The sequence below is a fragment of the Clostridioides sp. ES-W-0018-02 genome (genome assembly GCF_020658175.1).
Taxonomy (GTDB): Bacteria; Bacillota; Clostridia; order Peptostreptococcales; family Peptostreptococcaceae; genus Clostridioides.
Window position 1 is genome coordinate 1 of sequence record NZ_JACVVY010000012.1, and the last position, 25692, is coordinate 25692.

Annotated in this window: 22 protein-coding genes and 1 riboswitch; of the genes, 7 read left to right on the plus strand and 15 right to left on the minus strand. The window is 28.0% G+C overall.

The window, feature by feature from the left end:
* From IC219_RS18070 to IC219_RS22090, 8 genes are all read right to left on the minus strand, one after another.
* On the minus strand, positions 1–2928 hold a 2928-nt coding region (locus IC219_RS18070), incomplete at its 3' end, for a cell wall-binding repeat-containing protein (RefSeq protein ID WP_227861664.1).
* A gap of 472 nt (positions 2929–3400) precedes the next feature.
* Positions 3401–4786, minus strand: coding sequence for a sensor histidine kinase (locus IC219_RS18075; RefSeq protein WP_227435252.1), 1386 nt, complete (start codon positions 4784–4786; stop codon positions 3401–3403).
* The gene (locus IC219_RS18080) at positions 4779–5426 is read right to left on the minus strand and encodes a response regulator transcription factor (RefSeq protein WP_227483339.1); all 648 of its coding nucleotides are present in this window, start codon (positions 5424–5426) and stop codon (positions 4779–4781) included. The genes IC219_RS18075 and IC219_RS18080 overlap by 8 nt, the downstream gene beginning before the upstream one ends.
* Positions 5427–5906: 480 nt before the next feature.
* Positions 5907–6746 carry a PTS system mannose/fructose/sorbose family transporter subunit IID gene (locus IC219_RS18085; protein WP_227435256.1) on the minus strand — a complete coding sequence of 280 codons (840 nt, stop codon included), beginning with the start codon at positions 6744–6746 and terminating at the stop codon, positions 5907–5909.
* A gap of 24 nt (positions 6747–6770) precedes the next feature.
* The gene (locus IC219_RS18090) at positions 6771–7529 is read right to left on the minus strand and encodes a PTS mannose/fructose/sorbose/N-acetylgalactosamine transporter subunit IIC (protein WP_227435258.1); all 759 of its coding nucleotides are present in this window, start codon (positions 7527–7529) and stop codon (positions 6771–6773) included.
* A gap of 43 nt (positions 7530–7572) precedes the next feature.
* Positions 7573–8046 (minus strand): PTS sugar transporter subunit IIB, encoded by a 474-nt coding sequence (locus tag IC219_RS18095; RefSeq protein ID WP_227483340.1) that lies wholly within the window; start codon positions 8044–8046, stop codon positions 7573–7575.
* Between the two features lie 28 nt (positions 8047–8074).
* Positions 8075–8491, minus strand: a complete 417-nt coding sequence (locus IC219_RS18100; RefSeq protein ID WP_413926642.1) for a PTS sugar transporter subunit IIA — start codon at positions 8489–8491, stop codon at positions 8075–8077.
* A gap of 54 nt (positions 8492–8545) precedes the next feature.
* On the minus strand, positions 8546–9598 hold the full coding sequence (locus tag IC219_RS22090; protein ID WP_227831703.1) for a galactitol-1-phosphate 5-dehydrogenase: 1053 nt from the start codon (positions 9596–9598) through the stop codon (positions 8546–8548).
* A gap of 397 nt (positions 9599–9995) precedes the next feature.
* Here IC219_RS22090 and IC219_RS18110 point away from each other — a divergent pair, with 397 nt between their 5' ends.
* Positions 9996–10676, plus strand: a complete 681-nt coding sequence (locus tag IC219_RS18110) for a phosphoribosylaminoimidazolesuccinocarboxamide synthase (RefSeq protein ID WP_227435267.1) — start codon at positions 9996–9998, stop codon at positions 10674–10676.
* Between the two features lie 270 nt (positions 10677–10946).
* Here IC219_RS18110 and sugE read toward each other — a convergent pair whose 3' ends face one another.
* Complete coding sequence (gene sugE / locus IC219_RS18115; RefSeq protein ID WP_227435269.1) at positions 10947–11267, minus strand: quaternary ammonium compound efflux SMR transporter SugE; 321 nt, start codon at positions 11265–11267, stop codon at positions 10947–10949.
* Between the two features lie 72 nt (positions 11268–11339).
* Positions 11340–11445: riboswitch (guanidine-I (ykkC/yxkD leader) on the minus strand.
* A gap of 217 nt (positions 11446–11662) precedes the next feature.
* Here sugE and IC219_RS18120 point away from each other — a divergent pair.
* Positions 11663–12490: a carbon-nitrogen hydrolase family protein gene (locus IC219_RS18120; RefSeq protein WP_227435271.1), complete on the plus strand. Its 828-nt coding sequence runs from the start codon at positions 11663–11665 to the stop codon at positions 12488–12490.
* Positions 12491–12601: 111 nt separating this feature from the next.
* On the opposite strand, the gene IC219_RS18125 is transcribed toward IC219_RS18120, so the two are convergent.
* Positions 12602–13384 carry an EFR1 family ferrodoxin gene (locus tag IC219_RS18125; protein ID WP_227483343.1) on the minus strand — a complete coding sequence of 261 codons (783 nt, stop codon included), beginning with the start codon at positions 13382–13384 and terminating at the stop codon, positions 12602–12604.
* 483 nt (positions 13385–13867) lie between these two features.
* Here IC219_RS18125 and IC219_RS18130 point away from each other — a divergent pair, with 483 nt between their 5' ends.
* Complete coding sequence (locus IC219_RS18130; RefSeq protein WP_227831704.1) at positions 13868–14542, plus strand: response regulator transcription factor; 675 nt, start codon at positions 13868–13870, stop codon at positions 14540–14542.
* A complete protein-coding gene (locus IC219_RS18135; protein ID WP_227483345.1) occupies positions 14530–15690 on the plus strand; it encodes a sensor histidine kinase in 1161 nt (386 codons plus the stop codon). Before IC219_RS18130 ends, IC219_RS18135 begins: the two co-directional genes overlap by 13 nt.
* 363 nt (positions 15691–16053) lie before the next feature.
* Here the strand turns inward: IC219_RS18135 and IC219_RS18140 are convergent, their stop codons facing one another.
* Complete coding sequence (locus tag IC219_RS18140; protein ID WP_227831705.1) at positions 16054–18042, minus strand: sensor domain-containing diguanylate cyclase; 1989 nt, start codon at positions 18040–18042, stop codon at positions 16054–16056.
* 592 nt (positions 18043–18634) lie between these two features.
* On the opposite strand from IC219_RS18140, the gene IC219_RS18145 reads away from it, so the two are divergent.
* Entirely contained in the window at positions 18635–21058 is a 2424-nt protein-coding gene (locus tag IC219_RS18145) for an FtsX-like permease family protein (protein WP_227831706.1), read from the plus strand.
* Between the two features lie 354 nt (positions 21059–21412).
* On the opposite strand, the gene IC219_RS18150 is transcribed toward IC219_RS18145, so the two are convergent.
* Positions 21413–21928 (minus strand): hypothetical protein, encoded by a 516-nt coding sequence (locus IC219_RS18150; RefSeq protein WP_227831707.1) that lies wholly within the window; start codon positions 21926–21928, stop codon positions 21413–21415.
* Between the two features lie 372 nt (positions 21929–22300).
* On the opposite strand from IC219_RS18150, the gene IC219_RS18155 reads away from it, so the two are divergent.
* Positions 22301–22924, plus strand: coding sequence for a uracil-DNA glycosylase family protein (locus tag IC219_RS18155; protein WP_227435286.1), 624 nt, complete (start codon positions 22301–22303; stop codon positions 22922–22924).
* Positions 22925–23079: 155 nt separating this feature from the next.
* Here IC219_RS18155 and IC219_RS18160 read toward each other — a convergent pair whose 3' ends face one another.
* From IC219_RS18160 to IC219_RS18170, 3 genes are all read right to left on the minus strand, one after another.
* Positions 23080–23859: an EFR1 family ferrodoxin gene (locus tag IC219_RS18160; RefSeq protein WP_227825130.1), complete on the minus strand. Its 780-nt coding sequence runs from the start codon at positions 23857–23859 to the stop codon at positions 23080–23082.
* A gap of 69 nt (positions 23860–23928) precedes the next feature.
* Positions 23929–24354 carry a MarR family transcriptional regulator gene (locus tag IC219_RS18165; protein ID WP_227831708.1) on the minus strand — a complete coding sequence of 142 codons (426 nt, stop codon included), beginning with the start codon at positions 24352–24354 and terminating at the stop codon, positions 23929–23931.
* Positions 24355–24365: 11 nt separating this feature from the next.
* Entirely contained in the window at positions 24366–25043 is a 678-nt protein-coding gene (locus IC219_RS18170; RefSeq protein WP_227831709.1) for a flavodoxin family protein, read from the minus strand.
* Between the two features lie 261 nt (positions 25044–25304).
* Between IC219_RS18170 and IC219_RS18175 the strand changes: the two genes are divergently transcribed.
* A complete protein-coding gene (locus tag IC219_RS18175; protein ID WP_227435294.1) occupies positions 25305–25691 on the plus strand; it encodes a BlaI/MecI/CopY family transcriptional regulator in 387 nt (128 codons plus the stop codon).
* Position 25692 lies beyond the last annotated feature (1 nt).

Below are 25692 nucleotides of genomic sequence, written 5' to 3' on the forward strand. Positions count from 1 at the left end.
ACTTGTTGATTCTATATCATTTGCACTACTAGCTGCCAACTCTATCTTATATTCTTTTTTAGTTGTTCCATCTTCTGCTGTTATCTCTATTACCATAGTTGATGTCACTTTAGTAGTACTTTGATTTTCTACTGCACTTCCACCTGTTGCATCTAATATCTCAACACTTGCTCCTGATGATGGCGTTATTGCATTTTTTAGCTCACTTACTTTTGTTAACACTGGAACACCTGTTACTTTTTTATTCGCTTCATCTAATGTTCCTACACTTGTTGATTCTATATCATTTGCACTACTAGCTGCCAACTCTATCTTATATTCTTTTTTAGTTGTTCCATCTTCTGCTGTTATCTCTATTACCATAGTTGATGTCACTTTAGTAGTACTTTGATTTTCTACTGCACTTCCACCTGTTGCATCTAATATCTCAACACTTGCTCCTGATGATGGTGTTATTGCATTTTTTAGCTCACTTACTTTTGTTGACACTGGAACACCTGTTACTTTTTTATTCGCTTCATCTAATGTTCCTATACTTGTTGATTCTATATCATTTGCACTACTAGCTGTCGCTAATTCTATCTTATATTCTTGTTTAGTTGTTCCATCTTCTGCTGTTATCTCTATTACCATAGTTGATGTTACTTTAGTAGTGCTTTGATTTTCTACTGCACTTCCACCTGTTGCATCTAATATCTCAACACTTGCTCCTGATGATGGTGTTATTGCACTTTTTAGTTCACTTACTTTTGTTGACACTGGAACACCTGTTACTTTTTTATTCGCTTCATCTAATGTTCCTATACTTGTTGATTCTATATCATTTGCACTACTAGCTGTCGCTAATTCTATCTTATATTCTTGTTTAGTTGTTCCATCTTCTGCTGTTATCTCTATTACCATAGTTGATGTTACTTTAGTAGTGCTTTGATTTTCTACTGCATTTCCACCTGTTGCATCTAATATCTCAACACTTGCTCCTGATGATGGTGTTATTGCACTTTTTAGTTCACTTACTTTTGTTGACACTGGAACACCTGTTACTTTTTTATTCGCTTCATCTAATGTTCCTATACTTGTTGATTCTATATCATTTGCACTATTATCCACCGCTAATTCAATTGTATAATTTTGTGTTGTTCCATTTTCTGCTGTTACTCTAATTATCATAGTTGCTGTTACTATCGTATTTTCTTGATTTGTTACTTCACTACCACCTATTTTATCTAATATCTCAACGCTTGCTTTTGGTGATACTTTTAATCCAGATTTTAATTCACTTACTTTCGTTGTTTTATCTATTCCTGTTACCTTGTGATTTACCTTGTCTAAGGTACCTATAACTGTAGATAATAGCTCTTTAGCACTACTTTTTGATGAAGAAGAACCTCCTCCATGTGAACCTCCTCCACTTGATGAACTTCCTCCTGATGAGTTAGAACTTGGATTATTTCCACTTATAGATGGAGAATTATCTCCCTTAACAGTACTTATTGTACCCTTATTATCTATAGTAGTACCTTTAGAATTATTTGTAACTGTAGTTATCTTACCACCATTAGTTACTTTTACTTGACTTGCTCCAGATGCTACTGTTAAACTACCAATCTCACCTTTTGAATTATTTTCTATCTTAGCTCCATTTTTATCATTAACTTTTAAATTAGTTATTTTTCCATAGTTAACGAAAGTTCCGTCTTTAACATCATCTATAACTACATCATCTACTTTTGCATAGTTGTTTACATCCCCATTAGGCATGTTGATAGTTACAGCCTTTGTATATGTACCATTTAAATTCACTGTTACTGCTTTGTCAGTTTGTATTGTAAATGCTTCTTTAACTTCACTAGTTGGTTTAAAGTTTATAACATCATTAGCAGTTGCTTTATCTACAGCTGACTTTAATTCAGCAATTGTTTTAGCTTCAGATGTACTTACTTCTTGTAATGATTTAATTTCATTAAATGCTGTTTCATTACCATTTCCACCAACCTTAGTTATTTTATCAAAACTCTTAGAGTTAACTAAAGTTTTTTGTGAAGCTGATAGATTTTTTCCAACTAAAACTACTGGTGATTGATTTTTAGCACCTAATACACCTACTGCTAAAGCATCTATAAGTTGGTCTTGTTTAGCCATACCGTCTTTAGTTACATATGCATTTTTTAAATCTGTCTTTTTATAGAATTCTTTTACTACTTTTGCATTTGTATCATTTCTATCTGTTCCACCTAATCTTGTACTATTTGGTAGTTTATTTTTTACAGCTTCAGAAACTGAACTTTCCCCACCTATTACATAAGATTGAGTTATTCCTGCATCTTTTATAAATTTATCTGCAACTGCTGTTCCATTTTTAGAGTCAGCAAGTATTACTGGCATATTATTTTGCGCAGCTGGAGCACCCACACTTACTGCATCTGCAAGCCCTTTTTCACCATTAACTACAGCTATTTTTTTAACATCACTTACTGCATCTAATCTCTTTGCCAACTCTAAAGATGTTTGGTATCTCTCTGCACCAGATATTCTTTCAAAAGATATTTTTAAATCTTTTATTTGTTTTTCTATATTTGCACTTAGTACAGAAGTCCCACCTATTAGATATACTTTCTTAGCTTTTAGTCTTTGTAACTCTGCTTTTGTCTTATCATTTAATTTATCTTTACCTGTTAAAAGTATAGGAGCATTTTTTGCCTTTGCAAATGGTGTTGCGGATAGAGCATCTGCTATAGATGAATCATTTACTATTACTACCTCATCAGCATTTTTCCATCCATCTTGGCTTATTTTTACAGCAGTTTCATATCTCTCTTGTCCTGTTAAATTTGTTGCTACTGTTTGTGCACTAGCTATACCTGCTGTAGAACTTCCAGCTATCATAGTAACTGTAAGCATAGCAGCAATCTTCTTTGGTATTTTCATTATATTTCCCCCTTGTCCATTAGTAGTACCTAATTGTTTCGTTTTGTTCCCGTTTTAATTCTAAGGGATACTTAAAGACTAATTTTAAAGAGGTTTTCTAACTATAATGATTTTATAATTAATATATAATTTATTTATTATTTTCTTATATTATAGTTATTATAAAGGAATGCGTAGATTTTCTAATTGATTGAAAAATTAGTAAATTTTAATTTTAAGGTGAGTTTGATTTTTATGTTAATGAATTGTTGTAAAATAGTAGGTTTTATGTAAAAAAAAGTAGCTCTTAGAATTAAAAGTGCTACTTGTTTTATAAATAAATTTCATTATTTATGCTTATTATGATTATATATTAAATAACCAATTTTATCCATATGAAAAACAAATTAATTTGATATTTTTTAAATTATTTTTTATATTTATATTTTATTTTGTTGTATTTTTACGAGACAATATAAAAATAGTATAAAGCTTATATAAAGATAATATAAAATTCTATCTTTCCATCACAAATTTCAACCTTATATCTAAAATTATTTTCTTCAAGTATAGTCTTAACTATTGTAAGACCAAGACCAGTACCTGAAAGTTCTTTACTTCTTGACTTCTCTAAGACATAAAAAGGCTTCCATATATCATCAATATCATCTTCTCTATCATAATCTATTCCATTTTTTATAGATAAAATAATCTTATCCTTATCTCTAAAAAGATTAATCTCTATCTCATTATCACTAGTATACTTTATTGCATTACTAATCAAATTATTAAGTACCATATCTATACTATCTTTATCAGAATTTATTATAAGATTTTTATCTTCTATATCGCATTGAACACTTATATTATCCTTAGATATCAATAATTCATAATTTTTTAAATTCTTAAGCAGTCTTTCCTTTAAATCTACTTCACACAAACTAACTTCTTTTTTCTCATATTTAGCCCAATATAAAAGAGTATTTATTGTATTAGACATATTTTCTGCCTGTTCAATTATTGTATCTGTATAAGTACCATCATCCAAACCATCTTTCATACCTATAGCATATGCTTTTATAAGTGCTATTGGAGTTTTCATTTCATGAGATGCATCAGATATAAAAGATTTTAAATTTTCATTTCTTTTATTTAATTCATTGTGTGCCTTTTCAAGCTTTACACTCATTATATTTATGCTATAAGCTAACTCCTCTATTTCATCATTCGTTTTTATGGCCTCAGTTCTAAAATTTAACTCAGATATATCCTTCGATAAAAGCTTTAACTTTTCCATAGGTCTTATAATTCTGTTTGACAGTATAAATGTAAGTATAGTTATTATAATTACTGAAAATATCCCCATTATTATATTAAATCTATTTACTATACCAATTGTTTCTTCTGAATGTTCTATTGGTATAGATATAGCAAATAAATAATTATCCTTTTTCATAAACTTTACTAGTAGACTATATTTGGTTTTTCCCTGATTATATATTTTATTAATACTTTTATTGTCAATATCTTTTAAAACACTTCCTTCAATCCAAAATTTATTTAAGCTCAAACCTTTATTCCAAAAAGCGTCTAGCAAATCTTGATTTATTTTATCCATACTATTTTTATTTTTGTAATTTTTATCTAATGTTACATATACAATGGCTGTATTACTTTTTTCTTCAATTAATTCAATATTTGACTTTAATTTATTAATATCCTTATGTTTTATTTCATTTTCAATGTTGTTCAATACATTTCTTTTTTCATGTAAATAATACCTATGAATAAACATACTATTTATAGCTATAGATATTATATAAACAACTACAACTACTATTGATATACTTATAGATAACTTCTTATTTAGTTTAGTCATCAAAATCCTCCAGACTATACCCTAATCCTCTGTAAGTTTTTATTATATCTTCTCCTACTTTTGTTCTCAGTCTTCTTATATGAGTATCTACTGTTCTAAAATCTCCATCATAATCCAATCCCCAGACTAAATCTAAAAGTCTTTCCCTAGATAAAACTATTCCTTTATTATTAACTAAGCAATGCATTAATTCCAATTCTTTTTTAGTCAATAGTAGTTCATCATTACCTTTAAAAACTTTATTTGACTCAAAATCTATTTTTAAATCTCTTATATTAATTGTATCTTTATAATTTACCAATTTCTTAGCCCTTATTATTAAGACTCTAGGGTCAAATGGCTTTTTAACATATTCATCTGCACCTATATTGAGTGCCTCGATTTCATCTTCGCTTTGACTTTTAGCTGTCAACATAAGTACCTTTGTGTTACTATTTTCCTTTATCTCTTTACAAACCTCTATTCCATCAATTACTGGCATCATCCAATCCAGTATTGCTAAATCTATTTTATTTTCATAAAAAACATCTAAAGCCTCTTCCCCATTTTTTGCAGTAAATACATTGAAGCCTTCTTTTTTAAAATAAGCACAAAGTATCTTAATCATACTCACTTCATCATCAGCAATTAATACATTCATATATTCACATCCCTAAATTTATTATATTTCATATTATATCCATTGTTTCAATTATATAAAATATATGTTACAAGAAGTTTACAATTATTACTAAATACCAATATAAAATAGAGTACAGATAAGCTTTAATACTAAATCTATAAATTTAAACACATAGTTAACTCTGCAAAATTTTTAAATATAATTGTTACTCTCTAAATATTAATATAAAGCAGAAACCTACAAAATAACTCTTCTATATAAAATTAATATTTTTATCCAATCCCATAAGATTTTATACATAAATAAAAAAGTATCTCACCTATGATTTAAAAATCATTTTGAGATACCTTTTACAAAATTATATATTCTACACTACTTATCTAAGCTTAAAGCTTAAATCTTAATCTATTAATAATCTAATTTACCCTAATTGCTATTGTATTTTATAGATATAGCCAATTTATCTAAAATCCTCATTAATACATCATATGCATTTATTTAAAATAATCCTAATATACCTGTAATAGCACCTACCACTATCAATATACCCATTATTTTTATTGGAGAAAGACCTTTCTTTAAAGCAAAGAGTACCAATAAAGTAAGTACCAAAGGAATTAATCCTGGAAATATCTTATCAAGTAAATCTGTCTGAAGACTAAATTTAAAATCTCCACTAGTATAACTTATTGGTGTAGATAAATTAATAAATCTACCTACTAGTCCGCCCATAACTAAAGTCCCTAGTATCGAAGCACCTTCTATAACTTTATTTACTATTCCACCCTGAAGTATACTTTCAACAGCTTTTTTACCATACTTGTATCCATTTGTCCACATTCCAAATGAAATTGAGGTCATTATTATATATTGAGCCAATACAAATAATATCGGTCCTGCAATTGATGCTCCTCCCTCAGTTAAACCAATACAAACAGCTAATACTATAGGTGTTATAACTCCTTGAGTTAAAGTATCTCCAATACCTGCCAATGGTCCCATTAAACCTGTCTTTATGGCATTCATACCATCACCACTTATTTCATCTGCACCATTAGCTTTTTCTTCTTCCATAGCTATTGTTATTCCATGTATAACACATCCACATATAGGCTCTGTATTAAAAAATGCCAAGTGAGTTTCTACTTCTTGCTTTAACTCTTCTTTATCTGGATATAACTTTTTAAGTACTGGTAACATTGAATGTGAAAATGCTGTTGATTGTAATCTTTCATAATTGTAGTTAGATTGTGCAAAGAAAAACCATCTTAGCCATGACTTTATCACATCTTTTTTGCTTAACGTTTTCTTAGCTACTTCACTTTTTGTATCTGACATAATTTTTTCCCCTTTCTTATATATTTAAGATGTCGCACCATCTTTTCCATATTTAATTGAAGTAATTGTAAGAGCAAGTATTACTCCAATAACAGATATTACTATTATATCTACTTTAAAATAAACAGCCATTAATATACCTAATATGAAAAATGGCATAGTAAACTTATTTCCAATTAATTTTAAGTTCATAGCAATTCCTAACGCTGGTAACATAGCTCCAATTACATTGAATACATGTAACACATTATCATTCATTACTTCTAACATTCCATCTATTGCATTTGGCCCAAAATAAACAACTAATAATGCTGGTATAAAACTCATTACAAACAATAGTATCTGAGGTGGAACTATGTTTATAAATGCTACTTTATCTATATTTCCTTTTTGAACCTCTCTATCTGCCCAGTGTGCAAAAAAAGAATTGACTGTCATTTTACCTATCCAAAGTACAGTTGCAACAGTACCTAATGGAACAGCTATTGCCATTGCAGTACTTACATCCAAATTAGATGCTATAGCTAAAGCAGTCCCCACATATCCTGCAAAAGCTGGGTCTCCCATTTGAGCCCCTCCTGCTGATATGAATCCTAAATATATCATATTTATACCTGCACCTATAATTGCTCCTTGAACTGGGTCTCCTAGTATAATTCCTGTTACAAATCCAGCTAATAAAGGTCTATTCCATGTAAAAAATCCAACATAAGTTAGCCATGGACTCCAAGAAAGATAATAAAAAATTGCTATTAAAACTGCTTGAATTAGTGAAATTTGCATGTTCTTCCTCCTTATTTAATTTTAAATATTTACAAAATAGGTCTTACAACAATGTTCCTACATCAATTTTCTTTGCATCTGGAACTATTTGTATAAAACACTTAACATTCTTTGATATTAATTCCCTAAATATTTCTTTCTCCTCATCTGATACTGATATATTCTTATAAAAACTTTTTCTTCCAAGACCAGCACCCATACCCCCAACATTTAATTCTTTTAAATCTACTCCATTATTTACTAGACCTAAAACAGTTTTAGGATATTTAACTAATACTATTAAATTTTCATCTCCATCATATGATTTTAAAACTTCAGCACCTGATTCTATATCATGCACTTCAACCTTAACAGTTGAAGGTGCTGCCATTTGTAATACTTGAACTATAAAAGGGTCTTTTACAACTAAATCATCTACTATTACTATCCTCTTTGCTGATGTAATCTTACACCAAGCAGTTATAACTTGCCCATGTATTAATCTATCATCAATTCTTGTTAATGCTATATTGCTCATAATAATTCCTCCAAAATTTTAATTTATTTTATATATTTAAAGCTGCTTTTACATCTTTAATTCCTGAAACTCCAACTTCTTCACATAAATTTTTTAAATCTTTTAACTTCATAGTATCTCTGTTTAAAAACAGCTCTAAAAGCATAGGCAAATTTACACCTGTTAAACATTCTAATTCACATTCCTTAGCAAATTTATTTATTATAACAGCAGATGTATTGAAAGGAGTTCCTCCATAAAAATCAAGTAATACTAAAATACCTTCATCTTTATATTTTTCAATTCCATTTTCTAATTTTCTACTAAACTCATCTATACTGTCACCATGGTTTAATCCTAAAGTTTCTACTTTTTCTTGTTTCCCTACTATTAATTCAGCACTTTCTAACATTGCTTTAGCCATATTCCCATGTGCAGCTATAATTATTCCTGCCATATGAATCATACCTCTCTTAACTTTTTTATATACATTATAAATTACTATCTTTATTGCTCTACCTTAATTAGCCACATTAATCATTATCTTACCAAAGAAAATGTCTCTTTTGTATATTTTTTCAAAATAATCTGGCACTTCATCTAAGTTTATTCTGTGTGTCACCAATTTCTCAACATTCATGTCACCTTTTTGCATATGATACAAGCCAGCACTCCATTCTTTTCCTGGAAATGGAAATGAATTTCCAAACCAAGTTCCTTTCACAGTTAGCTCACTTCTCACTATCTTCTCAAATTGTTCTCTGCTTAAAGCTACATCTCCATATGGTACTCCTGCATACAGTACTGTCCCACCTTTTTTGGCTAATAATAATACCTGACCACATGTCATTGGAGTTCCTGCTGATTCAATAACAATGTCTGCTCCAGCTCCATTAGTTAATTTTTTTATCTCTTCTACAATATTTTTTTCTTTTGCATTTATACAAATATCTGCTCCTAATTCCTTCGCTAATTCTAATTTCTCATCAAATACATCTATAGCCACTATTTTTGTAGAACCAAATATTTTTGCCCATTGTATCGAAAATAAGCCTATTGGTCCTGTTCCAAGTACTACAACAGTATCTCCTACCTTAGTTTCTGACCTAAAAAGCCCATGCCCTGCTATACACACTGGTTCTAAAGCAGCAGCCGTTTCATAACTTATTTCTTCTGGTATTTTTATCAAATTTCTTTCCTTTACCTTTGTATATTCAGCAAAACATCCTCCAAGCTCTTTATTGCCTATTATTGCTACATTATTACATCTTGAATACAACCCTTTTTTACATTCATCACATTCAAAACATGGCATAGCTGGACAAACAGCAACTCTGTCTCCTATTTTAAAATCTTTTACTTCTGCACCAACTTCTGCTACTTCTCCTGAAAATTCATGTCCTAAGATTTCTCCAACCATATGAGGGCCTGTCTTTGAGTATTTTGATATATCAGAGCCACATATACCAGCAACTTTTACTTTAACTATTACATCATCTTTTTCTAATATTTTAGGTATATCTGCATTCTCTACTCTTGTATCTCTTACACCATAGAACTTAACTGACTTCACATTAACCACCTCTATTGTTTATTTTATTTAGATATATACTCATCTTTTTTATGTAAAATATATAGAGCAATTTTTATGCCAACATTTGTAAATATAGTTTTCATGCCATTTATCACACTGTTATTATATGTGTGTCAAAGTGTGTCAAAAAAATTTCCTACAAAAACTTATGTGTGTTAATACAAATGACACTCACTTTCTTTCTGAGTACTTTTCTAAAATTTTTCATAAAATGTACTTTTTTTATTATTTTTATAAAAATGTTCGGAAAAATTCTCTATTTTTGTGATATAATATTAAATATAAGGCATCAATATAGATTTTTATACGAATACCAGAACTTTTTTGACACTAATGCCTTATTCAATATAATAATTTAATATTTTGGAGGTTGTTTATGAAAAAAGTGTATCAAGGAAAGACTAAAGATGTTTTTGAATTAGATAATGGAAATTTCTTACTTAAATTTAAGGATGATGTAACTGGCAAAGATGGTGTATTCGATCCAGGTGAAAATACTGTAGGGCTAAGCATAGATGGAATTGGTAAGGCTAATTTAGAAACATCTGTTAAGTTCTTTGAAATTCTAAACAATGCTGGAATTAAAACTCATTATGTAAGTGCTAATTTAGAAGATGCAACTATGGAAGTGTTACCAGCAAAAGTTTTTGGTAATGGATTAGAAGTTATTTGTCGTTATAGAGCTGTTGGTAGTTTCTTACGTCGTTATGGTTCATGTGTTGAAGAAGGAGCTAAGTTAGACTGTTATGTAGAAGCAACTTTAAAAGATGATGACCGTTGTGACCCACTTATAACATCTGAAGGTTTAGAAGCTTTAAATATTATGACTCAAGCTCAATTTGATTCAATGAAGAGTATGACCCAAAAAATTTCTAACATAGTTCGTGATACTATAGCTGAAAAAGGACTTGAACTTTATGATATTAAGTTTGAATTTGGATTCTACAATAATGAAGTAATATTAATAGATGAGATAGCATCTGGAAATATGCGTGTTTATAAAGATGGTGTAATAGTTGACCCTATGGATTTAACTGCTTTATTATTAGCAAAATAATTATACAGAATATATACATATAATTTTCAAATACAAATCTAATAAACTTATAAATAAAAACAAGCTATGAATCAGAAATTCTATAAAATATCAATTACTTTAAAACATTTTATAATTTCTAATTTCATAGCTTTTTTATTGTATTATTACAACATTTTATAATTTCTAACTTTATAGCATCTTTTATTCTGCTGATGCACTTAATTCCTATAAATTAGCTTCTATATTCTATAACTATCACCTCCTACTATTTATCCTAATTCATACTTATTAGTTACTAGATAATAATTTCAATCCTACAATCCCCACTACAATAAGACCTATACATAAAATTCTAGCCATATTAACTGGTTCATTTAAAAGAGCAATTCCTACAATAGCAGTTCCAACTGTACCAATTCCAGTCCATATGGCATATGACGTTCCAAGCGGAAGATGTTTAAGCGCCAATGATAAAAAATAAAAACTAACAATCATCCCAACAACAGTAAGTATACTTGGAGTCAACTTAGAAAATCCATGTGAATTTTTTAATTGAAATGCCCAAAAAACTTCAAATAGTCCTGCAATAAATAAAAATAACCATTTCATATAAATCATCCCTCTTTTCAAATAATATATCTCTTTTTTAGCAATAAAATAACCTGAGAAATATTATAAAATATCTCCCAGGTTTTTATCCTTCCGTGTTCACAACAAAATTATGTTGTGGGTTTTATCTTGGACCAGACCAATCATTAATAATTGCGGAACCCTATAAAACTCTAGTATTATTTTATTGTCTTTAAAATAATACTATCAACATAGGTAAAAAAAGTCAATATATTGATATGATATAAATTATAAGAGTATAAATTAAAATATATATCTATAGTAATTTGTACTCTTTGGTTATATAACATATTCAACTTACATATTTTGTATTTATATCTAATTTTTATTTAATATGTTATAATAACATAAAAATATCGAAAGGAGTAATTTTTATGAATTCCTACAAAATTGCAGTGTGTCAGATGATTACTACAGAAAACAAGATTGAAAATATTAATCATGCTGTAGAAATGGTAACAGAAGCTGCCAATAATGGGGCTAAAATTGTGGTTTTACCGGAAATGTTTAATTGTCCATATGAAAATAAATACTTTCCTAAATTTGCAGAAGAATATCCAGGTGAAACAACAAATACATTGAGTAAACTAGCCGAAAAACATGGTATTTATCTAATTTCTGGTAGTATTCCAGAGTTAGAAGATAGCAAAATCTATAATACTTGTTATGTATTTGATAAAAATGGAACTTTAATTGGAAAACATCGCAAAATGCACTTATTTGACATTGAAGTTACAGGAAAAGTTAGCTTTAAAGAATCTGATACTCTTACTGCTGGAAATGATGTTACTATAATAGATACTGAATATGGAAAGATGGGTATTGCTATTTGCTATGATATTCGTTTCCCTGAATTATCACGTTTAATGGCTCTTGAAGGTGCAGAAATCGTTATCTTGCCAGCAGCATTCAATATGACAACTGGACCTGCACATTGGGAATTATCTATCAGAATGCGTGCTTTAGATAATCAGATATTTTATGTTGGTGCTGCACCTGCTCGAAATAAAGATGCTTCTTACATAGCTTTTGGTAATTCAAGAATTTCAGACCCTTGGGGAAAAATTATAGCTCAGGCTGATGAAAAGGAATGCATTATCTATGCTGATATTGATAGAGATTTAATTCCTGACATAAGACAACAATTACCATTACTTAAACATAGAAGAACAGACTTATATGAACTTAATATTTTAAAATAAAAAATTATAAAACCCCCTAAATTAATTATTTAAAATATTTATGGGGTTTTTATTATGGTAATTATCCCAACTACTCTTAGTTACTAATTGATTAATAGTAGTCATTTTTTATTAAATATCTTTACTTTTCTCACTTATCATATCTTCCAACTTTATATTTGGATTATGGTATCTCTTTTTATTTTTAGTTACATCTTTCCATTGAATCGCTTGCTTAGGACACCAATGTACACATGCTAAACAATGTTCACAATTGTGTAAAAACTTCGGTCTCCCCTTTTCAACGTCTATATTATTTACAGGACATACTTTTGAACAAATACCACATTCTATACAGGTATTTTCAACTGAAAAATGGCTATCTTGACTTGCACAAGATGAAATATATTTTTTATAAAACTTCTTGTATATAAAATTTGTTTTGCCAATTTTATTACTTTTCTTATTTACAATATCTTCTGACACTTCATTAACCTTGATTTCTGCTTTTCTAAGTAAATTATCAATTTTTTTATCATCTTTTATTTTAAACTCACAAATGTAATTGGAAACCATCTGTATCCTTGAACCTAGATTTAGTCCATGACCCTTCTCTTTCAATAAAGCATCCACATCATGAAGCGCACTTCCACCTATCATGCCTCCACAAGTTACTACAGCAAAAATATATGGTTTATCACTTTTAATATTTAGATTTGATATAAATTTAGAAACAAGATTAGGTAACCCCCAAAAATATAATGGAAATACAAATCCTATCATATCACTATTACAATCTACATCAGTTGTTTCACATATTCTAATTATATTTGCATTTATTTTATTCGATATACTCTCTGCTACACTTAGGCTATTTCCAGTTGATGTAAAATAATAAATAACTTTATCTTTCATAAAATACTCCTCCCAAGATACCCTTTTGGAAAATTATTCATCAAACTTTCTTATTTGTTTGATATGTAAAAACCTTAAAATTAGTTGATATGCCAAGTATATTCCAATCGAATTTAAAAATCAATAATAATTGATATATCAACTATATAATGTATATTAATTAGTTTTTATAACCTGTGTCTTTTTTAATGAGAAGCTCTTTTACATTCAGCAATCTTTTATTTAAATTATGATATTAATTTTCTCATTAAAATTCTTCATCTTTATATATTAAAATTAGAATACTCAAATAAAGACTATTAACTACATGCTTAAATTTTCCAATAATTAGACACTTGATTTATTTAGTATATAAAAATATACTAATTTTAATCATTAAAACTATTATATTTTTATGTAAATTTAATAATTTGAGAAATTCTTGAGATTTTTATACTAAAATAGAAGTTGTTTAAAAAGTTTTATTTAGAAAGGAGAATTTTTATGAACAGTAAAATACTTGTTGTAGATGACGAGAAAGGAATCACCACTTTATTAAAAGATTATTTTGAAATAAATGATTATGAAGTTTACACTGCCCAAAATGGAAAAGAAGCACTAGAAAAAATATCTAAAAATCCAGACATTATTCTACTTGATATAAACATGCCTGAAATAGATGGAATTGAAGTTTGCAGTAGAATTAGAAACTATATATCATGTCCTATCTTATTTTTAACAGCCAAAATTGAAAACTATGATAAAATTAATGGTTTTCGTGTTGGTGCTGATGATTATATCGTAAAACCTTTTGATTTAGAGGAACTTGGGGCAAGAGTCTCTGCTCACTTAAGACGCGAACAAAGAAAATCAAATCATACTAAAGTCAATTTTTATAAAGATTTAGTAATAGACTATGAAAAAAGGTCAATTTCCATTGATAATAACCAAGTTTCACTTTCAAAAAAAGAATTTGATATCGTAGAACTTCTCTCTACGAACCCTGGTCAAGTATTTGATAGAGAGAGAATTTATGATAGAATATGGGGCTATGATAAAAATGGAAATAGTGATGTTATAATGGAACATATCAGAAAAATACGAATTAAATTATCAAGATATACTCTTGATAATTACATAGAAACAGTATGGGGAGCTGGTTACAAATGGATAAAATAAAGAATATGTCATTAAAAAAATCTTTTTTCTTTCTCACTCTATCTTCATTAATTATAGCATCAGTACTTACAACGGTCTCATACATTTTACTTAATTACATATATCACTCTATACAAGACAAATATTTACAAACTCCTTTATACACAGAAACTATAACCATAGTGCAAAATAATTTAAATCAATATAGTGATTTTGATAAAGTATTGATTAATATAATTAGTACACTTCAGCTTATACTCCCACTCGTATTTTTTATAGGACTTCTATTATTGGCTGATATAATTTTTTATAAGGTAAAATTAAAGATACCTATTGAAATACTTAATAAAGGAGCAAACGAAATATCCAATAATAACTTAGATTTTTACTTAGAATATAAGAGTAATGACGAATTAGGTAATCTGTGTAGTGCCTTTGAGAAAATGAGGTTGCAACTAAATAAAAATAATATAAAAATGTGGACTATGATAGACGATAGAAAACAGCTTAATGCTGCTTTTTCTCATGATTTAAGAAATCCTCTGACTGTTCTAAAGGGATACTCAGATTATTTAATAAAATACATGCCAACAGGAAAACTTAGTGATAAAAAAATTTTATCAACTGCACAACTTATGTCTGAACATATCAACAGAATTGAATACTATGTAAATAGTATGAGTAATGCTCAACGATTAGAAGAGCTAGTTATTACAAAATCTACATCAAGTATAAATGCTTTTGTAGAAAACTTAGATAGCAATATCTCTATTCTATCAAAACAAGCTGGAAAATCTTTTAAAATTACAAATAAAGTGGATAATATAAACGTATTATTTGATGAAAATATTATTCATAGAGTTATTGAAAATATAATATCAAATGCATTTAGATATGCAAAAAATAAAATATCTATACTTATATACCTTGAGCAAGAATTCCTTACTTTCGTAATTGAAGATGATGGTGTGGGATTTAGTGAAGAATCTATAAAATCAGCATTAAAACCTTTTTATAAAGATAAGACTTTAAATAATAACAACTTAAATTTTGGTATGGGTCTTTATATATCTAAAGTATTATGTGAGAAACATGGTGGTTCTATTTTTATTGAAAACAATCCAATTGGTGGTGCCAAAATTACAACAAAGTTCTCAACAAAAGACTAGAGGTACTTTAATTTTTAATCTAGATTTTCTTGTATAAAACATAATAAACTTTGTATAAAGTATAATAAACTTTTAAGTTTTATTAAAATATACCCTATAGCCTACATTCTAATAAAAAGACGCAACCTTAAACATAAATATAATCTATCTGATTTTTTTAAATCAGATAGATTTACACAACACATTTCAAATACATAAAAATCTATTTCGCTAATTAAATTTAATTTTTATAATACAATAATAAATTTATCTGTCAATTAACTCAGTCCATTATCATTCAAATAACATACTAATGCTTCTGCTTAAATAACTTCTTTACTCTTTATGTATAAATTTATGTACAGATAAACTTGAAACTGTTTATTAAATATTTTTTTCTTTCAATCTATCTGAATCTTCTAATACATCAGTATTATGTCGATAGCGTCCTGTTGCACGATGGTTATGATAAAATTCTTTTTTATCAGCATACATGAGTTCGTCTGCAGTTTTTATAATGAATTGAATATTTTCACAATTTTCTTCCCATTTTGAACCAATGGCAGCTTTACATTCATCATTCATAAAATTATTCCTTAATTTTTGAACTTTTTCATTGAATTCATTCTCACTTATATCTATGCAAATAATTACAAATTCATCACCACCAATTCGATAGTAGGAACCTATTTCAAAGCTATTTTGAATGATTTTTGCACATGCTTTAAGCAACTCATCACCAGAATCATGTCCCAAATTATCATTGATTTCCTTGAGTCCGTTTACATCTAAATATACTACGCCAATAGAATTTTTTTCGCCCACAAGGTTATCAATATCGTGAATATAACGGTTTCTATTATAAAAAGAAGTAAGAGTGTCTAAGTAACTTAAACGATAAAGAACTTCCTCATTTTCATTTCTATGCATTGCAATCATAATAAAATAACTAAGAGTTTCAAGAAATGTAGCTGCATTTTCCGTTAAGTTTATAGAGGGGTTATCCAGTCCAATACATCCATCTAATTTTCCATTACGCTCTAATGGAACCATGACCAGACGCTTAATTTTCTGTTGTAAAAGAATCTCATATTCAAATTCCATAGTCAATTTTAAGTCTTCTATATCATGAATAACTACATTGCCTCGCTTTTGAAACACATTGAGCCACATTGCAAAATCTGACTGTGGTAAATCCTGTAGGTTATCAATTTGTGGAATTATACCTTCTTTACACCATTCTGCAATATTAGATAGATTATCACCATGAAATAAGAAAATGTAGGCACGTTCAGCTAAAAACAAATTTCCTACCTGTTCCAATACATAATTAGTAGCATCTAACGTTTCATGATTGCGATAAAGTTCTCGAATACACTCAACAAGAACATTATCTCTCTTCAAACGGCTCTCTAGTTCAATTTTTTCATTAGTTGCTTCAGTAATATCAAATGCAATTTCCATTCTTGCTGTGCGGCCCTCCCACTCCATTAATCTATCTTTTAATAAGTAGTGGCGTTTAGTGATTGGGTTTGTATGTTCCCAAGTATAATTTTCATCCTTTTTTAGAATAGAATTCTGACAGAATGAACATGGAGAATCAAATCCCTGCAATACTTTATAACACTTCAAATGCTCTTCGTCATTGATATTGAAAGTTTTCTTTCCAGCTTCATTGACAAATAGCAAATCATAGGTATCAATGTCTGATATATACATTAGTTCTGTTATTTCATTTATAGGAACAAGCAATTCTTGCAACCTTTTTGATAACTGTTCGTTTTTTAGTTTATTCTCATTTTCAACTTCAATCAATCTTCTGCGACGTTTATCTTGGCAGAAAGCAAAAACAGTACATAGCCCTGCCATCAATATAAACACTATATTAATATAAAACAATAAATTTCGAGCATCTTGAACGATTTTATCAGTATATACCTCTGCAGCCATTACCAACTGGTCCGCTAAGTTAAAGTAATCTTCACTCATCTCAAACAGTTTGTCCCCAGAACTACCATCTCTATAACTCATGATTTCTACCTTAATATCTGACCAATCCTTTTTCATTTCTACTAATAATGATTGATACTCTTCACTTTCAAGTCTTATTAAATTAAGTTCAGCACTTCCATTAGAAAGCCCTGTTAGTATATCATCTAGATGTGCAATCAAACTATCATCCTGTACATGAGCAAGTTCTTTTTTTATCAGTCTCTGTGTAGCACCACGGATAATACCTGTATAATTGATAACACGTGCATCTCCCTCAAGGTTGTTGATAGAACGAACTGACAATATACCTGTCAAAATTAGGGCAATGCTCAAGATAAGTGGAACTGCACCTATTCGCAGTTTTGCGAATACTATCTTCATATTGTATAGTCTTCCCAATATTCTATAGTCCTCCCAATATCTGGTTTAATTTTATGTTTACAATTATTATATCACAATAATAATCCATAACAGCTTTATATTTCAAAGCTACAGTTAATTTTATTAGTAGTTATCCTCCTCCTATATCAACCACTATGAACAAATAAAAATATTAAGTAAAAATGTTCATAGCAACTCCTACTTTATTTTGGAATCTTTTTCTTTAATAGTAAATTACATCCATTTAACCCTTATACCCCTACGAATTGAATTGTACTCAACAAATACCCTTAAATCTGCCTAGTTTTAATAAATTTTCTTTAAATATTTTCTTTAAACTAATTAAACTTCTCTAAGGAAATTTCATTTTAATTTTTTATTCTTATTTCTTTATTAAATTATAATTTCTATTGAGATTCAAAATAATAGATATAGATAAGTCTATCTATCTTATTTTTTAACACAGTATTTTAAATATATTTATATCCTTTTTGTCTATAATTTACTTTTATTTATATAATTGTATAAAAGTTGAGAGAAAATTGAGTTTTATGACTTACACTCTTCTTATACAAAAAAAAACCAAAAACTTATGACTACATTAATTGTTATTGCAATAATAATGTCAACTATAATGACAACTGTAGTAGGTCAATCAATTGGCATACTTCAAAACTTAAGAAAAGAGCAAGCTCGCTCTTTTAATGGTGATAGACATGTATCCTTTCACCAACTCAATAAAACTCAAGTTGATAAACTAAAAAAAGATAATAGAATCTACCAAGCTGGTCTTTCAACAACACTTGGTACTAGTAAAATAAAGAATACAGGTATCTCTATACTTGTAAAAGAATACGATAAAATAGGACTTTCCAACTATCCAAAACTAATGAAACTAAAGTTTGGAAATCTTCCTAAAAATAAAAATGAGATTGCTTTAGATGAAAACACCTTACAACTTATGGGAATAAAACCAAAACTTGGTATAACTATTCCTATGGATTTAAATATCTCACTCTTAAATGATACAGAACAACCCTATGGTTATAAAACCAGTTTTAAACTAAGTGGTATTTTAGAAAATGACTACACAGGCTATGCAAGTGGAATAGTAAATAGTGTTGTAGGTAAAGGTACATCAGAAAATCTATTACCTAAAAGATATGCTTTATCATCATTGGATTTTAAAATAAAGCAACAAAATAAATTTCAGGAAATTGTAAATCAATTAGCCAAAAAAGTCAATATTTCTCGTAGTTCAATTCAATACAACTGGGTTTATTTAAATACATTAGGAATTAACTTTGAAGGAGATAAAAACAGTTCCAATAGTGATAGCATGTCTATAATTATAATAATATCTTTATTTGTTGCACTCTTAGTACTACTGGCCTCTGGACTTGTAATCTATAATATTTTAAAAATTTCTGTTACAAAGAAAATCAAAGAGTATGGATGTTTAAGAGCAATTGGAGCTGAACCAAGGCAACTATATAAAATTATTATCTTACAAATTTTATTTTTATGCGCTATCGCTATACCTATTGGAGCTATAATTGGAATTGTTTCTTCTGAAAGCATAACTGAGATGGTTACGAATATTTTAAATCCAGATATATTTTTAGTAAATGACAGTAAACAAATGCCTGAGATTATACAGAGAAATTCAACAGCATACTTAATTCCACTATTATTAAGTGTTAGTATTTCACTAGTATTTTCATTTGTTGCGGCTTTACCATCAGCAATATATGCTTCACATGTTTCTCCTAAAATTGCTATGGCTGGTAGCACTATCAAAATCAAAAGAAAAATTAAGATTAAACGAGAAAAACCAATCAAAAACTTCGAAAGACATCTAGCATGGCTAAATCTAAAAAGAAATAAAGGTAGAACTATAATAACTATACTATCATTATTTATGAGTATAACAGTATTTGTTGCACTGAGTGAATTTTCTAATGTATTAGATGTATCCAAATCGGTTAGTGACTTAAAAAAAGGAGATTTTTCTTTAATAAATGAAGTGCCTGGCTTTGATAAATCTACGCTAGATAAAATAGTTAACATGAAAAATATCAATCGTACCTCTTTTATCAAATACTCTGAATATAAACAAGGGGAAATAAATACAGATATTAACTTTAAAAATGGTTCTGAAATGTTAAAAGTTATTGGAGTTGATGAACAAACTCTTAAAGAATTAATACCTTCTGTAAAAGATTCTTTATTGGAGGATTTCAAAAATGGCTCTCTATGTCTTATAAAAAATCCAATTGCTATTTCTACATCAGATACAAAATTTAAGGCTACAAATCTAAAACCAAAGGATAATATTACAATTAATAAAAAACAATTAAAAGTATACAATACTGTAGATAAAATGATTAATTTGCAGGGTAATGGTTGGTTAAATGGTATTGATGTTATTGTATATGATACTGTATATGACACCCTAACAAATAAAAATAGATTCAGTCAGATAAATGTTTATGCTAAAGATAAATCAAATTTAGAAGAAATAAAATTATCTATTGAACAAATTTGCAAAAACAATCCAGGTTCTCGTTGGATATCGTATATTGAATCAGACAACCAACTTAAAGAAAGTTTCAAACAAATACAATTTTTAGCATGGACTATTATACTATTTGTAGGTTTGATTGGTACTTTAAACATTATTAACACAACTCATACAAACATTAATACTAGAATTAATGAAATTGGAGTTAAGAGAGCTATTGGTATGAGTAACAGTAGTTTATACAAAATGTTTTTATGGGAAGGTTGTTATTATGGAATCTCTGCTTCTATATTTGGTTCAATTGCAGGATATGCCAGTGCTATTATAATAAACATGGCTACTATAGAAAAAATTGATTTTACTAATATCCCAATTGTTTCGATTTCACAAGCTACACTTGTTTCTATAGTTGCATGTATTATAGCCACTCTTATTCCTTTAAGGAGAATTAAAAAAATGGATATTATTGATTGTATAGATATTATAGAATGATAATAATAAATTAATATCTATAAATAAAACATAATAAGTTATCTTTTTAAAACTATAATCCTATAGATTTTTTGATTATATATCTTTATGACCACAAATATTGCTATCGCCTTTATTTATGGTCTTTTTTTATGTTTTCATTTGGTGTATATTTACATATACTCTCGTATCTTGATATATTTTATGGTTTAAAAGTAGTAAATTAGCAAAAATAGTATATAAGTTTAATACAATTTGTAAAATCAAACGATTTTGAGAAAAATCACATTAATTGACTTTTAAATACACAGTTATCTATTTCTTTTGATTTTCTACAGTATGTCAGCTAGATTTAATTTGCCTAATTTAAAGTATTTATTCATCTATAAGATTATATTTCTTTATACATCTAACATAATTTGCTACTAAATAATAATTATTTATATCATCTTCATCTAATCCTTTAAATGAAGTTATTTCATCAGCAAGTTCACTACTACCTTCCACAAAAACACAACCTGTTTCAAATTCCATACCTACAACAATAGAACAACCACTATAAACTTCTTCTTGATTTTCATATAAAGTCTTTGCTTTTCCTTCATTTTGAATTGTAAATACAATAGGTTTCAATTCTTTATTGCTCGGTATCTTTTTTGAAAAAGGTTTGTTTAACTTAATATTATTAATGACTACATTTTTAAATTCTTCCGAAGCTTCTTCTTTTAGTGTATACTTTTGTTTCAAATATTCTACTAATTCCAAAATAGACTTAGCATTTACATTTAAAGTACTTCTATATTTTTCATATACAGCTTTCCATTCTTTAACTTTTTGTTGTAATACTTCCTGTGTATCTATATTTATTTTTCCTTCTGGCATTTTTTTCATATAAAATCTCCATCCAATCTTTATGTAATCTTATTAATACATTTCATTATAAAAACATTGATTTATTAATTTTAATATTTACATCGTACTTCTAAAAACTTTACAAGTCAATGTAATTTTACTATCTTTGGTTTATAACAGTTTAGAATTAATTTCTTTTATAATGGTAATAGATTAATATTATTTCTGGAGGGCATATTTATGTTTTTAAATAGAATTGAACTTTTCAAAGGATATTCTTTATATAAGATATTAATTAATAAACATGACATTATGTTGTCATGTTTATTGTGCTATTATGTTTTTAAAATTCTTTTGCTTTACAATTACTTTTTATAGTATTTAAGGCTTAAAATTAAGGAGCTTAAACATATGAAGATAAATATAAAATCAACTTTAAATGAATTTATTAAAAATAATAATCTTTTTGAGGATAATGAAGTCTTATCATATCTTCCCAATATAACAATAGATACAGACTCTATAAAAACTATAATGATTAACGAAGTTGTACCAAGTAATCCTAATGATGATTTTTATAGTTTAGATGAGCATGCTGACTACTTAAAAAATACAATCCCTTTATTCCAAAATGCAGGTATAAAAGTATCTAGCATAAACGATATCTTAAATCTAGGCATATATATAACCAATGCAGTAAAATTACCTAAATCAGAATATACAATAACTCGCGACACTATTCAATCGCACATGCCTATTTTAGAAGAAGAAATTAAATTATTCAGTAATCTAAAGGTAATAATGTTAATGGGAGATGTAGCAAAAAAATCTTTTAATATGATTACTAAAAAACATACAAAAAAGAATGCAGTTCCTTCTATTTCAACATACAAACTTCGTAATAATGAACTTTATTATGACAATTTACGAATATTTCCATCATATATTATGACTGGTGGGAACTTATTGATTGAAAAATCAAAATTCGAAATGGCCTCAGAAGATATTCAAAAAATGATAGAACTTATAAAATAATAGAAAAGTGCCTCATAAAAACGCTTTGAGGCACTCTACTTTTCAAATCATAAGTTATAATTATAGTACTTTTTTTATAGTAAATTTAAATTTTTATTTAATATTATTTATCACTAACCTTTAATATTGTCCATCATTGAACAAATCAAACTTATCTATTTTTCTAAAAATATATCCTTTACTGTAACATCTGGATGGTGATACTTCTTTCTATCTGTCAAAAACGATTTTTTTATATTAATAGCCTCTTTTGGACACCAATGAAAACAGGCTAAACATCTTTCACACTCATTACCCCACTTTGGTTTTCTGTCAACTATACTTATGTTTTCTAATGGACAAACTCTTTTGCATGTTCCACACCCATTACAATTATCTTCTGCAAAAAATTTAGTGGTGGCAATCTGCATGTTTTTACCTACTAGACGAAGTACAACACTATCTATATGTGACTTTAAATTGTTTTTTCCCTCTATATTTCCAAATTCCAAGTTATTGATACATTTTGCAACTTCAGCTACTCTATTAGTTTGACTTCTCAATCTTTCCTCTTCAACATCTGGAGGTGTTATCAAAGCATTTCCAGGCATATTAATTAAAAAACCAGCAGATAATTTTTTACCCTTTTTCTTAAGTAATTTATCTATAGTAAATAAACTGTGTCCAGCCACCCCATTGCAAGTGGCAATAGCATATATATGAGTATTACTATTAAAATTTAACTTATCTATAAAAAACTTTACTATATCAGGAACATCAGCGAAATAAACTGGAAAAACAATTATCAATATATCTTCATTTACGTCTATATGTCTTTCTTTTCTATGTATAGCTAAAGGTATTACTTCCCCATTTTCATTTAACATTTCTTTTAAAGTCTTTGAAACCACTAAAGAGTTTCCTGTTCCAGAAAAATAATAAATCTTAGAACTCATCCTTATCCCTCTTTCTATTGTTTTGTATCATCAATGAGTTAAAAAGACTTCTTAAAACATAGTTTATACTTATTTACTGAGTTTATCTAAAGCTTCAGTAAATAAAGACAGCTCCTCATCTGAAATAGTTTTAAATGTCTCTGTTGCATATACATCTGCAATTTTATTTAATGGCTCTTCCAATTTTCTGCCTACATCTGTTAAAAATATTTGAAATTTTCGTCTATCTTTAACATCTACTTTACGAACAATCAAGCCTTTATTTTTCATAACATCTAAAATTCTTGTTGTATTAGATTTATCTTTACATGATTTTTCGCACAAATCTATTTGAGAAATTCCATCTTGTTCCCATAGAAATCTTAATAAAGCATAATGATCAGTTGTTATATCATACCCATTTTGCTTAAACATCTTTTTTAAATCTTCTTTTACTTTTAATGAAGTACTTATTAACTTACTTGTAACTTCATATAATTTCTCAAAATCTCTCATAATACCTCCATCTAAATAATACCTTGCGCCTCCCATCTATCAATTATTCCTTTATATTGCTCAATATTTTTAAATGCCATTGGCTTTAAAATAATATTCATAGCAATAAAGTCGTAGATTTGAGAAAACACAGGTGGATTTTTCTTTTCCTCTATACAATAAACAAATTTTTTAGATACCTTTTGTATCTTTGATTCTACTCTTTCAACTATAGGATTTTGATTAAATCCAACCTTTACAGATAAATGACCACAAACATAACCTCCTGAATCTAAAACCATTGATTTCATAAAAGAAATAGCTTTTGAACCACGAGCATTTTCATATGTTGTAACTGCTATACATGGTTTATGATACAATAATCGCTCTAACATCATATGAGCTCTATCTGTAAACACTTTAAAAAGACCAGTTACACTACTTCCATAAGTTGGACTACCAAATATAACGCCATCACTCTTAGTAATTATATCATGAATATACTCTACTTTATCATTTTGATTAATACACTTACCTATTTTATAACAATTTAAACAACCAATGCAATATGCTGGATTGACTTCACTTAGATTAAAAAAATTGATTTTGACATTTGGTTTAATTTTTTTTATATCTTTGCATAACTGAGTCAAAACCTTTGATGTTGCCCCATTTTTTCTAGGGCTTCCATTTATAACTGTAATTATCATAATTTATACCTCCATTTTAGTTGTTATATCAACAATAAGTATATCAACCATTTTTTTAACTGTCAATATAATCCTTATATTTAATTTTTTACCATACATACAGATTAATTAGTCATAGATATACAGCTTAATTAATACTATTTATGTTTAAATACATGTACTTTCTAGATGACTAAAAATGAACTATTTAAAAAAATTGACAAAGCGAACTAATGATAATATACTTTATGTATTACAAATGTAAGTATAAGGAGGTATCTTATGAAAAAACTACCACAGATTTCAGAAGCAGAATATCAAGTAATGAAAATCATCTGGAAATATGCTCCTATTAGTACGAATGAAGTGATTGAAAAGCTAGTAAAAACAAGTAAGTGGAGTCCTAAGACTATTCAAACAATGTTGTTGCGTTTGGTTAAAAAGGGAGCTTTGGCATATGAAAAAAATAGCAGAGTCTTTGTTTATACTCCAATTGTTAAAGAAGAAGAGTATGTATCTACAGAAAGTAGTTCTTTTTTAAATCGCTTTTATAATGGAACACTTAATTCTATGGTACTAAATTTTTTAGAGAATGATAAATTATCAGAAGATGATATAGAAGAATTAAGACATATTTTAGATAAAAGGAAAACTAAGGAGGATAAGTAAG